A 14759-nucleotide genomic window follows, 5' to 3' on the forward strand; every position below is an offset into this window, starting at 1 on the left:
GATCTCGAGCAGGCACGCGCCGTCATCCGCCACCGCCAGATTGCCCGCCGCGCCGGCGATAGCCGCGCGCACCCAGTCGGCGATATCATCAATCAGGGCCTGGCGCTGACGGGCGACCAGCCGCGCGTCGCGCCCCAGCGAGTCAACGATGTCATCCATCGTGGTGTTGACGTATTGGTGATGGCGGAAGGCCGCGTGGCCCTCATGGGCGTGGCCCTCGACCGATTGCATGAGGATGGCTTCCTCGACCCAGCGCGTGGTGCGCAGGCGCCGGCTGGTGGTAAGCCATTCGAAGTCCTCGCGCACGATGTCGTGCGGGGCGACGCCGGGGGAGCGCTCGGCGCGATGGTGATGGTGGCGGCGGGATGACATGGGTCAGCACCTCGGGTGGTGACGGGGCGTCGCCGTCTCTCCCTGGCGGAGGGAGAGACGCGACCTGGGTCGTGTCGGCGCATGCTTCTGCGCGCCGCGGCAGAAACCTGCAGCGGCGGTTCGCTTTTAGCCCACGCGTCTTGTTGTGTTGCTCGTCGGCTGACCCCCAAACGCGCCTTGGTGAGACCCTTCACCCCCGGCGGCGGCTGCGGGCTTCGCTGTCTCGCCTCAACCCGTATCCCGCCGCTCACCAGCTACGGATTTCCCGTACCGTCACCCAGGCGAGGGCACGAGTCCAGGGGTTTTCTCGCGTCCCACCCGTGTCCCAAAGCTATGTGACAAATACAGAGGCTGCCAGATCAGCTCTCGCGCTTCTGCAAGAGCAACCGCTTTCACATGGCCGTCGGCGAAGGCGATGAACGATATCCCATTATGCCGCGGGGGCACGGCCAGATCGCTAATGTCGCCCGCGCCGTTCCAGCCCAGATCGCTTTCGAAAAGTAGGGCTGCGTTGAATTGGTCCTGCTCAGGGATGTCAGATAGCCTCACCCCGCTCAGCGCCCGGTTGAAGGCATACCCTGATCGTCGCCCTAGCGCCCTCAGACACGTAAACCGCAGGCGTGGTCTGCGACCAATCGCGCCAACCTCGGCGACTACGCCGACGTAAGGCAGCAACTGGTCGCACCATTTGTCCGCATCCGGCAGACGGCCATCGTGGTCTTGAGCATACCAGATGGCGTAGAGTGCCAACCCCTTCATGTTGCCGGCGCACCACGCACCGTCTGCCATCGTAGTCGCACGCGCCCATGTTCCGGGCAGTCCGCCGAAGAGGGCAGCCACCGCTGCTGACGTGGCCACGAGTGCGGCGAGCAGCGGCCGCCGGCTCCGACGAGCGGTCAGCACGCCCACTGCTGGCATGAAGGCCGATACCGCTAGCGCGAGGCGCCACGATAATGGCCAGGCGCTGATCAATGAGAGGGCTCCCAATGGGACAGAAATGGCAGCTACGGATAACGAATCCAGTCGCCTCAGCTGCAGGATTATCGCAAGCCCCGCCATGATGCCTATCCGAACGGGCAGGCCGAGCTCTGGCGCTCCCGTTATCACCAATGCAAGTGCACCCGAGATCGCCATACCTAAGCCGGCGACAATGTCCCACCGACGCTGTGCGCGCGGCCGCCAAGTCCAAGTCCAAGTCAGGTCGAGCGCGACGGCGCCGAGAACCAATGAAAGCAGGGGGAAGAAGCCGAACACCAGAAAACCAGCGGCTACGCGAATATGGACCAGCGCCGGCAACCGCTGGACCCAGCCCCGATCGAGCAATGCCAACCATGCGGCGAACGTCGGCCACACGAGCCACCAACTGGAGACACTGGCGACCGCCAGCACCAGTGACGCAACCGCCAAGCGGCCAACCCGGCGCTTCGGCTGCGCGCTGGAGGTTTCTTCCTCAGGTGGAGATGGCATCAATAGACTCCCGACCAACACCCTACGTCTTGCGCCGGACGCCTTGCGCTCGTAGTCCTGGCACGGGAAGTCCGCACCGGGGGCCCAATGCACGCTGAGGCTTCCGTAGAACCTAGTGCCTGGTCTCGGCCGGGGTGGCGGGCGGCTTCTCCTTCAGCCACGCGCCGGTGCGCGCCCACTCGTACTCGGGGCTGTTCCACGCCGTCTCGGCCATTTCGGCGTAGGCGGCGGACCACTCGCGCACGGGCTGCGCCAGCCGCCCGATGATGTCCTGCGCGCCCTTGTGGGTGAAGTAAACGCCCTCGGTCTTGGTGAGGACCTCCTCCAGCAGCTCGTTGTGATCCACGATGGGGCAGGGGCGCAGCGGGTTGGGCTGGCTGCGGTTGACGTCGCGGATGGCGGTGAACAGGGGCGACCGCAGGACATCCCACAGGTGGTCGCCGTTGGCGTAGAGGTCGTGGATATTGTCGCTGGCGAAATGCATGAAGACGCAGGGCTCGAGGTCGCCGCGGAAGTTCAGGTGCAGGTAGAGGGTGCCGGCGGACATGCATCCCCCCGTGAGGCAGCCGTCGTTCCAGAAGTCGGCGACGAAAATCGGCCGCGTGCGTCGCGCCTGCATGATCTTGCGGCGCATGGCGTCGCGCTGGGCGGCGGTGGGCATGAGCTCCACCGTCGCATCTTGCCCCACCGGCACGAACATGAAGAACCACCCGAAGAGGCAGCCCTTCTCGATCATCAGGTCGAGGAACTCGTCGCGCAGGTAGGCGTCGGCGTTGAGGCGGGTGACGGTGCCGGAGAAGCCGAACAGCACCCCCGCCTGCCGCAGCCGCTCCATGGTGTCCATCACCTGGGCATAGACGCCCTTGCCGCGGCGGAAGTCGGTCTCCTTCTCGAAGCCCTCGATGCTGATGGCGGGGGCGACGTTGCCCAGCCGCTGCAGGCGTTCGATGGCGGCGTCGGAGATGCGAGTGCCGTTGGTGTAGACCAGGAACACCGCGTCGCTGTGCTTCTCGTAGAGGTCGAGCAGATCCGGGCGCACAAACGGCTCGCCGCCGGTGATGGTGAACATGAACATGCCTATCTGCTTGGCTTCGGTCACCACGCGGTCGAGGGTCTCGAAGCTCATGGGGTCGGTGTCGCGGGGATACTCGCCGGCGTAGCACCCCAGGCACTTGAGGTTGCAGCGCATGGTGGGGCTGATGACCATCAGGTAGGGGGGGAGCAGGCCGAACTGGGCCTTGAAATCATTGCGGATGTGCTGCCCCAGCCAAGTGGCGTTGACCCCCAGGTTGATGATCAGCTTGCGGCGGCAGTTAGGGTGAAGCTGGGTCATGATCTTGCGCCCCAGCTCCAGCGACGGGTGCCGGCGCTCGAACAGCTCCCGCAGCTGCTGCAGTTGCGCGCGGTGCGCGGGGTAGCGTGCGACGTAGCGCTCGAGCACGGCGACCAAGCGCACCAGGCTCTCGTCCGAGCTGCGAGCGAGCAGGCTGAAAAGGGGATCGGCTAGGGCGTGGGTCGCCGCGACCTTGGCGCGGGTGCGCAGGGTCGGGGTCGGCGCTTTCCACGAGGACGGCATAGACAGCATGATTACACCTCCTGCGAGGGTTCGTGCTGCGATGCGCCCTGGGGGTGCTGCGCGGAGCCTTCGGCCCAGGGCGCAGGCTTTGTCTGATGCCTCAATCTTACGTCGTGCTCAACCCGCACCGGGGCGGCCGCCGCACGGACGCGCCGCAGCCTGCGGTCGGGCCGCATGTTGTGGATTGCCTCGCTGGTTAGCCTACATCGCTCACCCTTGCTTGTCAAGGCCGCGGCCAGGCACGCGCGCCAGAGCGCGAGGCGCGCGTTCAGACTTCCCGGCAGCGTTCCTCAGGCAGGAAGAGCGCGGCGGTGGCGCCCGCCCCCGACTTGCCCTCCGTCACCAGCGATCCGCCGATGATCGCCAGCATGGTGCCGTGCAGCGCCAGGCCCTGCCCGTCTGCCGGCGCGGGACGCAGCATCGTCGGCAGACCGACGCCGTCGTCGGTGATGCGAATCTCCAGGCCCTGGCGCCACGCGGCGTCAATGCGCAGGCGCAGCGAGCGCGCCGGGTTGCCCCCGCGACCGTGGCGCGCGGCGTTGCGGATGACCTCCTTGGCGGCGTAAAACAGGACATCTGCGGTGAGCGGCGACAGCGCCCGCGCGTTCTCCTCGGCCGGCGCGTCAACCTGCCAGGAAACCGCCTCGAAGTCGCGGGGGAACTCAGCTTCCACCATCCGGCGCAGCGCGGCCAGCAGCCCTATCTGCGCGACCTGCGACGCGCCGCCGGCGGGCATCTCGCGTAGCAAGGCGGAGATGCGCTGGTGCACCTGCGCCAACTGCGCCAGCGCCTCGTCCCGATTCTGCCCGCGAGCAGATTGACTGCGCAGCGCGAGCATCGCCGCGTGCAGCCCGGGCAGTATCTCGTCGTGGAGGGCGCGCCGCGACTGACGGTCGAGCACCTGGCTGTCGGTGAAGCGCTGCCGCTGCAGCGCCATCAGCCGCTGCGCGAGACTGGCTGAGGCGACGGTATCGAGCAATCGTTGTCCGCTGGCGCGGGCGATCTCGATTTCCTCCTCGGAATAGAGCCCGCCGTCGCGCTTGGCCCCCAGCAGCAGCACGCCGATCAGCCCGCGCGGGCTCCACAGCGGCACCGCCCACATGACGCCGCCCGCCAGCGGATCGAGGCCGAGGATCGTCACCTCGGGCGAAACACAGCGCGCAATGATTCGATGGACATCGGCGGGCAGCGGTCCGCCCTCCGGATAGACGAGCGCCGGGCCGACCAGGGGCGCGATGCCGCCGGTGGCGACCAGGCAGGCGGACTGCGCGCCCAGCACGTCGCGGCACAGGGCGACGAAAGGTGCGGAGGCGCCGATGTCCGGCGCGGCCGTCGGCGACGACGTCAGCAGGGCGTCGTAAACCCGTTCGCTAGCGACGAAGGGGCGCAAGTGGGCGATGTAGCCGTCGCGTTCCAGGTGGGAGCGCCAACTGAACACGGCGTAGGTCAGGCCGATGACGACGGTTGCCAGCAGCACGATGTAGGCGGTCGGCACCAGCAGGGCGAAGCAGGCGGCGATCGCCATGCCGTAGCCGGCAGCCAGGAGCAGCGCGCCGTGCCACTGGCGGCGCAGGCCGCGTCGGGGAAGGGTGCGGCCGGTGAAGATCTCGTAGGAGATGACCGCCTGCCCGATAAGCACGACGGCGGCGGAAATCAGGGAAGTAACGACGAGGTCGAACCAGCCGAGATCCATCGCCAGCCAGTCAAGCGGTTGGTCGAGGGCGTGGGCTCCGCGGCGCAGCAGCCACACCATGACGCCGACCACGAGCAGGCTGACTACCAGCAGCATGCCCGCGGCGGCGATGAGCCACGGGCGGGCGCGGCGGCGGGCTAACCCTCCCATCGCCCGCGTCGCCGGCGCGGGCCGGAGCACGGCGGCCAACGAGAAGGTGATGCAGGACGCGATGAACAGCGGGTAAAGCAGCACCACCAGTGGCATGCCGAGCACGGCCGGCGTCGTGGACAGGTCGAGGCCGCTGGCCTTGAGGGCGAACGGCAGGGGACGGGCGACCACCAGCAGCGCCAGCAGCGCCAAGGCCAGCATCGTCGTCGCCCCCAGCAGCGGGCGGTGGCGACGATGGAGCGCGGAGTCGCGGTCGTCCCAGTAGCCGGTATGCCAGAGCATGGCGACGTACCAGGCGAAGGGCGCGAACACCAGCGCCGCCCATCCCAGGGGCCACCACGCGTTGAGTTCGGCGCTGATGACGGAGGCGCTGCGCATGAGCACCGCGGAGTGGCTGATGAAGACCGCGCCGCCTGCGAGCAACCCGCAGCCTGCCAGCCAGGCGCCCCAGCCGCGGCGTTCCGCAGCAAGGAGCACCGTCGCGCCCAGCCACAGTAGGACGATGGTGTTGAAGACGGACAGGGCGAGGAGCGCGAAGTAGATGAGGAGGACGATGAGCATCACCCCTCCCACTCGACCCATTCCCCGCGTTCGTTGAGCACGCGGGGGCGACCCTGTCGGTCCCAGGAGATGAGGCGTCCCGCGCGCACGATGAGGGCGGCGCGCGTGCGCGCCACCTTGTCGTCGGTGGCGGTGTCGCCCAGGCCCCACGCGGCATAGACCTGGCCGTTGGTGCGGCTGATGGTGCGCTTGTCGCGAAAGCCCATCCGGGCGGCGATCTGCTGGTTGGTCATGCCGCGCGCCAGCATCCGCGCCACCTCCTGCTCGTTGGGCTCGAGCAGCGCCATCGGCGACTGCGCGTCCTTGTGCCGCACCTCCTGCACCCGCACTTCAATCTCGGGATCAATGAAGCTCTTGCCCGCTACCGCATCCTGCAGCAGCGGCAGAATCATCTCTGGCAGCAGGTAGTTGGACTTGCGCACGTAGGCGTAGTGGCTGAGGATGCCGGAGCTGCGGAAGGCGCGGTAGTAGGCCTCGTCGTCCTGGATGGAGTAGAACACCACCGGCTGGCGCGGCAATTCCCGGCGCACCGCGACCGCGGTGTCAATGCCGTTGACCGCGCCTGCGAGCTGCACGTCCAGCAGGATGGCGTCGGGGCGATGCTCCAGGCAGTACGCGAGCGCGGCCTCCCCCGAGTCGCAGTCGTAGGCCACCCGCACGTCGGGCAGCTCCTCCAGCCCGCGCTTGAGGGCCGCGCGCAGCCGCGCGTTGTCCTCCACCACCAGCACGTTGAGCATGGGCCGCTCTCCTCACCGCCCGCGCCCCTATAGCAAGCCACAAACGAGACCGGCCGTCAAGCACCCGGGTGCGCGCAAGACCATACTCAGTGGGTCGCCAGGATGGGCGCTCCCGCCTATCATCGGATCAGAGCCCGGTAGTCACCATTCCTCGCCGAGGTAACGATCGTGAGAGTCAAGCTCATACTGCCTGCCCTGACCGCAGCCCGGAGCCCCTTCTGGCGGCCGATCAAGTACTCGCTCTTTCCGCCGCTGGGACTGGCTACCCTCGCCGCCTATCTGCGCGACGACGACGAGGTGACGATTGAGGACGAGCACGTGGAGCACCTCGATCTGGAGGACGAGCCGGAGCTGGTCGGCATTCAAGTCTACATCACCTCGGCCCGGCGCGCCTACGAGATCGCCGATCACTACCGCCGGCGCGGCGTGCACGTGGCCTTGGGGGGAGTCCACGTCACGTCGCTGCCGGAGGAGGCGGCTCGCCACGCCGACACCGTCTTTCTGGGCCCCGGCGAAGACACCTGGCCTCGGTTCTTGCGCGACTTCCGCCAGCGCCGTCCAGGGAGGGTTTATCGGTCCGCGGTGCGCAGCTTGGCGGGTCAGCCGCCGCTTCGTCGCGACCTCATCAAACGTCATCTCTATCTCGCGCCAAACTCGCTCGTGGTCTCCCGCGGCTGTCCGCACGCTTGCGACTTCTGCTACAAGGAATCGTTTTTCCGCGGCGGCAGGTCGTTCTACACCCAGACCGTGGATCAGGCGCTGGCCGAGATCGAACGTCTGCCGGGGCGACACCTCTTCTTCGTGGACGACAACATCTTCGGTTGCAGGTCGTTCGCCATGGGCCTGTTCGACGGCCTGCGGGGAATGGGCCGGCTGTGGCAGGCGGCGGGCACGGTGGAGGCGGCGCTGGACCCGGAGCTGCTGGCGAAGGCGGCGGACTCAGGGCTGGGCAGCCTGTTTGTGGGGTTCGAGACTCTGAGCGCCGCCAACCTGCGCGAGCAGCATAAGTCCCACAACCTGAACCGCGACTATCAGGCGGCGATTCGCGCGCTGCACGATGCGGGGGTGATGGTCCACGGCAGCTTCGTGTTCGGCATGGATGAAGACGACGAGACGGTGTTCGAGCGCACGGTCGAATGGGCGATCACACAGGGTATTGAAGCCGCCACCTTTCATCTCCTGACCCCCTATCCCGGCACCGCGCTGCACCGGCGGCTGGCGGCGCAGGGACGCATCACCACCGATAACTGGGAGCTCTACGATACCCGTCATGCCGTCTACCACCCGGCGAAGATGTCGCCCCAGAAGCTGGAGGCAGGCTACCGACGGGCCTATCGCGACTTCTATCGGTGGAGCTCCATTCTGCGCGGCGCGCGCACCAGGGAGCGCTGGGACCAGCGAGTGCGTCATGTGGCCTACGCCGCCGGCTGGAAGAAATGTGAACCGCTGTGGGACCTGGTGGTGCGCGCGAAGCGCGTGTGTCACTTCGGTCCGCTGCTGGAGGCGGTCCTCGCCGCCCGCGGTAGGCGCGCCCCGCAACCGGCCGCGGTCATCCCCCCGGTTCCCGCCCCCCGCGCAGGTAGCGCCGCGCCAGGATCACCGCGACGTAGTCGTCGCAGGGGCGCGGCGGCGTTTGCAGGGTCAGCGGGAGCAGGCGCCGCCAGCCGCGCGGGGGATGGTGCCGGAAGTAGAGGCGGCGCGCCTCCTCGCTCGAGCGGTGCTCGTCCACGGTGACGGTCTCGATCTCGGGGAGCGCGGACTCCAGCGCTTCGAGCGCGGTGTCGCTGCCGGTGCGATCGCCGATGACGATGACGGCGATCTCGTAGCTGCGGCGCAGCGCCTGCGCGCGGGCGCCGAGTTCGACCACGGGGATGATCTCCTGCGCCAGCGCCTCGCCGTCGGCGCGGACGACGGCGATCCCGCACTTGTCGCGCCCGGGGTCCACCGCCAGAACCGCGCCCGCAGGTCGAGCCATCATGCGTGCTCGGGTGCGCCTTCGTCGGCTGCAGTGTCGAGCAGGAGGTAGAGGCACGCCAGGAGCGAAAACACCAGCGCCTGGATGACGCCCATCAAGATGGCGAGGGGCATGAGCACCGCGGTCAGCAGGAGCATCAGCGGCCCGAAGACGGCCGGCACCTCGAGCTTGATGAAGTTGCCCAGGACCTCGAAGCCGGCGACGTGCAGCCCGAACAGGGCCAGCGTCGCCGTCGCCAGCCCGGCGAGGATGCTGAGCACCACCTCCTTGCCCATGATGTTGCCGAACAGGCGCATCGCCAGGCTCAACGGGCGCACCAGCACCGAGATCAGGTGCAGCGTCAGCATGAACGGCGTCAGCAAGATCGCCAGCGGCAGCGGCAGGTCCAGGACATCGGCCACCATGTGCTTGAAGTAGCCCAGCACCCCGTGGCTTCTCATGCCGTAGAAGCCGGAGGCGAAAAAGACCACCAGCGCGAGGGCGATGGTGGTGTTGAGGTCGGCGGTCGGCGATTTCATGCCCGGCACCAGGCCCAGCAGATTCATGAACAGGATGTAGAGGAAGAGGGTGCCGATGAAGGGTGCGAAGTGCTTGCCCTTCTCTGCGCCGAGGATGCCCTGGGCGAGGGTGGTGAGGCCGTTGACCGCAGATTCCAGCAGCGCCTGCAGGCCGCTCGGCACCAGGCGCATCCGCCGCGTGCCCACGTAGGAGACGACCGCCAGCACCAGCGCGCACAGCACCGCCAGCGGCACCGACTGCGGTACCCAATGGGGCAACAGATGGGCGTCGCCGATCCGAATGCCATACAGGAACTGCAGCCAGGAACCGTGTTCCTCCGGCATCCCTAATCACGTCCCTCGCGCGCCGGCGGGGTGCGCGGCGGGTCCGCCAGCGTCCGCGCCGCTGCCAGGGCGCGCCCGAAGATCACCGCTTGCACCAACCCCAGCCCGGCGATCAGGGCGATGACGTTGACCAGGTCGTAGCGCAGCAACGCCCACAGCGCCGCCCCGACCACGCCGTACTTCAACGGCCACGCCAGCAGCAGCCGGCGCTTGGCGCTGCCGCCGGGCATCCACGCCACCACCCACTGCCAGCTCACCAGCACCCCGATGCTGATGGCGCCGCCGGCGGCCATCCCCGCCGCCGCGCGCCCGCCCCACGCCCACCATGATCCCGCCACCAGCGCCCCCAGCGCCAGGGCGGCGGTCACATACACCCCGCGGAAGAACCCCGCGGCCCCCGCGTCGTCGGTCACGTCAAGCATCCCCCGAGAAACGGCGGATGAGGCGAATGGTCTCCCGGAAGCCGGCGACCACACCCAATATCGCCCCCGCCACCGTTAGCCACGGCAGCGTCCGCAGCCAGTGGTCGAGGGCGTAGCCCAGCCCGAACCCGACGAAGACGGACAGCGCCATCACCATACCGATGGTGCTGAGCGCCGCCGCCGCCCGCCATCCCTCGCCGTGGTCGCCACCCATCGCGCCGTCTGCCTCGACGGTCATCCACCGCGCCATGTTAGCGCATCGCCGGCGCCTATGTCAAAGGCGCGCGGTGGAAGGGTGTGACCGCGAAAAGCGGGGTGCGGCCTAGGGCGCGCCCCGACAGGTCGGGGCGCGTAGGCAGGGGGCAAGGCATGCCTTGCCCCTACGCGGTCACGCCCGGTGCCTCTCCCAACCATCCCCACTAGAATCGGTCATACCCCGGGCCGCAGGCACGGGCGGTTGGGCGCACCGCCGAAGGCCGGCTACTCCAGGCGCCGGCGCAGCAGCGCGCCGACCGCTTGCGCATCGGCGCGGCCGCGGGTCGCCTTCATCACCTGCCCCACCAGGAACTTGAGCGCCTGTTCCTTGCCCCCGCGCAAGTCGCCCGCCGCCGCCGGGTTGTCGGCGATCACGCGCTCGACAACCGCCGCCAGCTCGTCCTGGCCCCGGATTTGCCCCAGGCCGCGCTCGGCGACAATCTCCGCCGCCGCCCGCCCCGACGCGAACATCTCGGCGAAGACCTCTTTGGCGGCTTTGGTGGTAACCCCGCCCTGCTCCACCAGCTTAATCAGCTCCGCCAGGCGTTCGGGGGTCACGGGCGCCGCGGCGACGGCGACCCCGCGCTCGTTCAGATGACGCAGCAGCTCACCCGCAACCCAGTTGGCGGCCGCCTTGGCCTCGACGCCGGCGGCCACCACGCCCTCGAAGTAGTCCGCGACTTCGCGCTGCCCGGCCAGGATCCCCGCATCGTACGGCGACAGTCCCAGTTCCACCACGAAGCGCCGCCGCCGCGCCCCGGGCAGCTCCGGCAGCGCCGCGCGCGCCCGCTCCAGCCACCGCGCGTCAATCATCAGCGGCACCAGGTCCGGCTCCGGGAAATAGCGGTAATCCTGCGCCTCTTCTTTCGAGCGCATGGCCGCGCTGGCGCACGCGGCCTCGTTCCACAGCCGCGTCTCGCGCGCGACCTCGGCGCCCGCGCGCAGCGCCTGCTGCTGACGCTCGATCTCGTGCTCCAGGCACCTTAGCACGGTGCGGAAGGAGTTCAAGTTCTTGATCTCGACCCGCGCGCCGTATTCCTCGGCGCCCGCCGGCCGCAGCGAGATGTTGGCCTCGAAGCGCAGCTTGCCTTCCTCCATGCGGCAGTCGGACACGCCGAGACACAGCAGCAGGTCGCGGATCGCCGTCATGTAGGCGGACACTTCCTTTAGGCTGCGCAGGTCCGGCGCGCCCACGATCTCCAGCAGCGGCACCCCGCTGCGGTTGTAATCCACCAGAGAGTAGTGGTTGCCCGCGCCCTCCGGGTGCAGCAGCTTGCCGGTGTCCTCCTCCAGGTGCACGTCATCAATGCCGACCAGCTTCGAGCTACCCTCGACCTCGATCTCCAATCGTCCGCTGCGGCCCAGGGGGCGGCGCTTCTGGCTGATCTGGTAGTTCTTGGGCAAGTCGGGGTAGTAGTAGTTCTTGCGCTCGAAGAGGCAAGGGTTCAGGATCTCGCAGCCGAGGGCGAGCGCCGCGCGCAGGCCGTAGTCCACCGCCTTGTGATTGACTACCGGCAGCGACCCCGGCAACCCCAGGCACACCGGGCAGGTCTGGCTGTTGGAGGGCGCGCCGAAGCGCGTCGAGCAGCCGCAGAACATCTTTGCGTCCGTGGCCAGCTCGGCGTGCACCTCCAGCCCCATCACCGGCTCGTAGGCGGTGTCGGACGGTAGCGACTGGGTCATGTCAGCGTCTCTTGGCCGCGGCTCAACGCGGATGGAACGCGGGTCATGTCATTGCGAGTGGCTAAGCCCGCAGGGCCGCCACCCCGGCCACTGTAGCTGGCCTAGGGGCTCCTGGCCTACGGGTGCTCCATCCGAGAATCTGCGCAATCTGTGTTAATCCGCGGATTAAGGAAGGTTCTTCTGCCGCTTGGCCGCCTCCACCGTGTTCTTCATCAGCATGGTCACCGTCAGCGGACCGACGCCGCCGGGCACGGGTGTGATGTAGGCGGCGCGCTCGGCGGCGGGCTCGAACTCGACGTCCCCTACCAGCTTGTCGCCGACGCGGTTGATACCGACGTCCACGACGATGGCGCCTTCCTTGATCCACTCGCCCTTGACCAGGCCCGCCTTGCCCACCGCCACCACCAGGATCTCGGCGCGGCGGACATGGTCGGGCAGTACCCCGCGCTCGCCGGTGCCGATGTGGCACACGGTGGTGGTGGCGAACTTGTCGAGCAGCAGCAGCGCCACCGGCTTGCCGACGATGTCGCTGTGGCCGACGACGACGACCTCCTTGCCGTAGAGGTCAACACCGGTGGAACTGATGAGCTCGACCACCCCCAGGGCGGTGCACGGCCCCAGCGTCGGGCGCCCAAAGACGACCCAGCCCATGTTGGCGGGTGATACTCCCTCGACGTCCTTGAGCGGGTCAATCAGCGCCTGCAGCTCGCGGGCGTTGAGGCCTTCGGGCACGGGCATTTGCAGGATGATGCCGGTAGCGTTGGGGTCCTGGTTGAGCTTGCCGATGAAATCGGCGACGAATTTCTGCGACGAATTGGCGGGCAACTCCTCCAGGCGATAGGCGATGCCCAGCTTATCGGCGGTCTTCTTCTGCTGGCCGACGTAGACGGCGCTGGCGGGGTTCTCCCCCACCTGCAGCGCCACCAGCGACGGGGTGACTCCCTGGTCCTTGAGCTCGGCGACCTGCGCCGCCAGCCCTTCCCGGATGCGCTCCGCGATGGGCGCGCCCTTGAGCAATTCCGCTGCCATTCCCTGTCTCCTCCGATCATTGATGATCATCCGCAGATTACGCAGATTAAGAGAAGGGGGAATCGCGAGCGACGTTCCTCCCACCTTCCCATCTGCGAAATGGCTGGGCGGCCTGGCTGCCGCCGCGGCGGCCCTGCGGGCCTAGCCGCCTGGGCAATCTGCGGACTGCCTGCGTCGGCCTACCCGCGCACGGCCTGCAGCACCCGCTTCCACACCTCGGCGCGCACCTGCGGCGCGCGCGCCGCCAGCGGCTCCAACTCGCGCCGTACCTGCTCGTTGTGCGCCACGTCCTTGATGCCGGCGAGGTTGATCTCGACGTTGAGGTAGGCCGCTTGCAGCGCCGCCTCGGCGAACACCACCGCCACCCCGACGTCGCTGATGAGGTTGGCGCTGCCTTTGGCCGCCAGCGCCGGGCACATCGCCAGCACCTGGTCGCACGCCGCCACCACCTTGCGCGGCACCTGCGCCGCCACCTTCAGCGCCGCCTGAATCGCCTCGCCGCGCGCCGCCTTCTGCTCCGCCGTCTCGCGCGGCAGCCCGTAGGCGCTGGAGACCTTGGAGTAAACGTCCATGTCCGCCTGCACCAGCTTGGTCAGCTCCGCCCGCAGCGTCTCCGAGCGCTCCCGCAGCCCCTTGACCTCCTCCTCGACCTCGCGGTAGGCTTCCTTGCCCACGGTGAAGTTGGCCACCATGCTCTCTAGCGCCGCCGCCAGCGCCCCCACCAGCGCCGCCGCGCTGCCCCCGCCGGGGGCTGGCAACTTCGCCGCCAGGTGGTCGAGGTACTCGCCCATCGGCTGGTGTGCCGCGGAGCTCATGTTAGCTTACCTCCCTGTGCCGCGTGATCTCGACCTCGACGTAGTCCATCACCCCCCCCACCGGCACCTCGCTCTTGCGCGCGCGCACCACCACCTCCTGCGCCGGAAACCGCTCCAGCAGCCGGCGCGCGATGTCCTCCGCCAACGCCTCCAGCAATGCGTATTGCTTGGCCGCCTCGATCTCGCGGATCAACGCGTAAACCTGCGCGTAGTCCACGGTCCGGCTCAGGTCGTCGGCGCGTCCCGCCGGGCCCAGGTCGAGCGCCAGTTCGACGTCAATGTAGAACTTGCGGCCCATCCGGCGCTCTTCGCTGTGCACGCCGTGATAGCCGTAGAAGCTCATGTTGACCAGGCGGATGCGGTCGGTGGTCATCGCTCGGCGCCCTTGCGCGCGGCCGCCTTGCCGGCGCAACCGGCGAGCAGGCGGTGGTCGGTGACGATCCAGTCCACCGGCCGGTCGCGCTCGGTGGCGGGCGCGAGCTGGATCATCTGCTCCTCGAAGGCCACTCCCACCGCTACCGCCTTCACCGCCGGGTCGCTCAGCAGGCGGTCGTAGAACCCGCCGCCGTAGCCCACCCGGTAACCCCGCGCATCAAAGGCCAGCCCCGGAACCAGGATCAGCTCCGCCGCCGCCGGCCCCAGCACGGGGGCGTCGGCGCCAGGCTCCGCGATGCCGAATGGCCCCGGCACCAGGCCCTCGGCTGGATCGAGCACGCGGCGGAATTCCAGCCGCCGCTGCGTCAGCAGCGTGCGCGGCGCCCCCATCGTCTTGCCCTGCGCGAGCGCCGCGGCAATGATGCCTGCGGTGTCAACCTCGCTGCGAGTGGACACGAAGGCGAAGACCGTCTGCGCCCGCGCGAAGACGTCCCAGTTGGACAAGCGCTGGACGATGGCCGCGCTTTTGGCCGCCCGCTCCGCCGTCGAGAGGGCATCGCGGATGGCGCCGATGCGCGCGCGCAGCGCCGACTTGCTCTCCAAATCCGCCCCCGGGCATGAATTATAGAGGCGCGATCACTCGCGCCCACAACCCCCGCCGCGCCGCCGCAGGCAGGGGCGAGTATACTACAAGCCCCTGCGGTTGTAAAGGAAGCGCGGGGCGGCTGGGGGTGACCGCGAAAAGTTGGGATGGGGCTCAACCCATGGAGCATAGGCGCCCTCGCCTGTGTCATCTGGCGACCCGCC

At 68.6% G+C, this 14759-nt stretch carries 14 protein-coding genes; 1 reads left to right on the forward strand and 13 read right to left on the reverse strand.

What is annotated here, in order from left to right:
* The 5 genes from VM221_00635 to VM221_00655 form a co-directional block, all read right to left on the reverse strand.
* The coding region (locus VM221_00635; protein ID HUT73323.1) for a hypothetical protein at positions 1–372 on the reverse strand (372 nt) is incomplete at its 3' end.
* A gap of 273 nt (positions 373–645) precedes the next feature.
* Positions 646–1839 carry a hypothetical protein gene (locus VM221_00640; GenBank protein HUT73324.1) on the reverse strand — a complete coding sequence of 398 codons (1194 nt, stop codon included), beginning with the start codon at positions 1837–1839 and terminating at the stop codon, positions 646–648.
* A gap of 112 nt (positions 1840–1951) precedes the next feature.
* Entirely contained in the window at positions 1952–3424 is a 1473-nt protein-coding gene (locus VM221_00645) for a radical SAM protein (GenBank protein HUT73325.1), read from the reverse strand.
* A gap of 259 nt (positions 3425–3683) precedes the next feature.
* Positions 3684–5819, reverse strand: a complete 2136-nt coding sequence (locus VM221_00650; GenBank protein HUT73326.1) for a hypothetical protein — start codon at positions 5817–5819, stop codon at positions 3684–3686.
* Positions 5819–6556, reverse strand: coding sequence for a response regulator transcription factor (locus tag VM221_00655; protein HUT73327.1), 738 nt, complete (start codon positions 6554–6556; stop codon positions 5819–5821). The genes VM221_00650 and VM221_00655 overlap by 1 nt, the downstream gene beginning before the upstream one ends.
* Positions 6557–6724: 168 nt before the next feature.
* Here VM221_00655 and VM221_00660 point away from each other — a divergent pair, with 168 nt between their 5' ends.
* Positions 6725–8290, forward strand: coding sequence for a radical SAM protein (locus VM221_00660; protein ID HUT73328.1), 1566 nt, complete (start codon positions 6725–6727; stop codon positions 8288–8290).
* A gap of 240 nt (positions 8291–8530) precedes the next feature.
* Here VM221_00660 and atpB read toward each other — a convergent pair whose 3' ends face one another.
* The 8 genes from atpB to VM221_00700 all read right to left on the reverse strand — a co-directional run bounded on the left by atpB (position 8531) and on the right by VM221_00700 (position 14555).
* Positions 8531–9373: a F0F1 ATP synthase subunit A gene (gene atpB / locus VM221_00665; GenBank protein HUT73329.1), complete on the reverse strand. Its 843-nt coding sequence runs from the start codon at positions 9371–9373 to the stop codon at positions 8531–8533.
* Between the two features lie 2 nt (positions 9374–9375).
* Positions 9376–9786, reverse strand: coding sequence for a hypothetical protein (locus VM221_00670; GenBank protein HUT73330.1), 411 nt, complete (start codon positions 9784–9786; stop codon positions 9376–9378).
* Between the two features lies 1 nt (position 9787).
* Positions 9788–10033, reverse strand: coding sequence for an AtpZ/AtpI family protein (locus VM221_00675; GenBank protein ID HUT73331.1), 246 nt, complete (start codon positions 10031–10033; stop codon positions 9788–9790).
* A 242-nt stretch (positions 10034–10275) separates the two neighbouring features.
* Positions 10276–11733, reverse strand: a complete 1458-nt coding sequence (gene gatB, locus VM221_00680; GenBank protein ID HUT73332.1) for an Asp-tRNA(Asn)/Glu-tRNA(Gln) amidotransferase subunit GatB — start codon at positions 11731–11733, stop codon at positions 10276–10278.
* Positions 11734–11898: 165 nt separating this feature from the next.
* Entirely contained in the window at positions 11899–12762 is an 864-nt protein-coding gene (locus VM221_00685; protein HUT73333.1) for a bifunctional 5,10-methylenetetrahydrofolate dehydrogenase/5,10-methenyltetrahydrofolate cyclohydrolase, read from the reverse strand.
* Between the two features lie 179 nt (positions 12763–12941).
* Positions 12942–13577, reverse strand: coding sequence for a cyclodeaminase/cyclohydrolase family protein (locus VM221_00690; protein ID HUT73334.1), 636 nt, complete (start codon positions 13575–13577; stop codon positions 12942–12944).
* A gap of 1 nt (position 13578) precedes the next feature.
* On the reverse strand, positions 13579–13950 hold the full coding sequence (gene folB / locus VM221_00695) for a dihydroneopterin aldolase (protein HUT73335.1): 372 nt from the start codon (positions 13948–13950) through the stop codon (positions 13579–13581).
* On the reverse strand, positions 13947–14555 hold the full coding sequence (locus VM221_00700) for a 5-formyltetrahydrofolate cyclo-ligase (protein HUT73336.1): 609 nt from the start codon (positions 14553–14555) through the stop codon (positions 13947–13949). Before VM221_00700 ends, folB begins: the two co-directional genes overlap by 4 nt.
* Positions 14556–14759 lie beyond the last annotated feature (204 nt).

The sequence above is a fragment of the Armatimonadota bacterium genome (assembly GCA_035527535.1).
Taxonomy (GTDB): Bacteria; Armatimonadota; Hebobacteria.

Bases quoted from the DNA above. Each gene is read 5' to 3' on its own strand.
- VM221_00650 (HUT73326.1), bottom strand. From the start codon at position 5,819: ATGCTCATCGTCCTCCTCATCTACTTCGCGCTCCTCGCCCTGTCCGTC.
- VM221_00690 (HUT73334.1), bottom strand. From the start codon at position 13,577: ATGAGCTCCGCGGCACACCAGCCGATGGGCGAGTACCTCGACCACCTG.
- VM221_00640 (HUT73324.1), bottom strand. From the start codon at position 1,839: ATGCCATCTCCACCTGAGGAAGAAACCTCCAGCGCGCAGCCGAAGCGC.
- VM221_00645 (HUT73325.1), bottom strand. From the start codon at position 3,424: ATGCTGTCTATGCCGTCCTCGTGGAAAGCGCCGACCCCGACCCTGCGC.
- VM221_00655 (HUT73327.1), bottom strand. From the start codon at position 6,556: ATGCTCAACGTGCTGGTGGTGGAGGACAACGCGCGGCTGCGCGCGGCC.
- folB (HUT73335.1), bottom strand. From the start codon at position 13,950: ATGACCACCGACCGCATCCGCCTGGTCAACATGAGCTTCTACGGCTAT.
- atpB (HUT73329.1), bottom strand. From the start codon at position 9,373: ATGCCGGAGGAACACGGTTCCTGGCTGCAGTTCCTGTATGGCATTCGG.
- VM221_00685 (HUT73333.1), bottom strand. From the start codon at position 12,762: ATGGCAGCGGAATTGCTCAAGGGCGCGCCCATCGCGGAGCGCATCCGG.
- VM221_00675 (HUT73331.1), bottom strand. From the start codon at position 10,033: ATGACCGTCGAGGCAGACGGCGCGATGGGTGGCGACCACGGCGAGGGA.
- gatB (HUT73332.1), bottom strand. From the start codon at position 11,733: ATGACCCAGTCGCTACCGTCCGACACCGCCTACGAGCCGGTGATGGGG.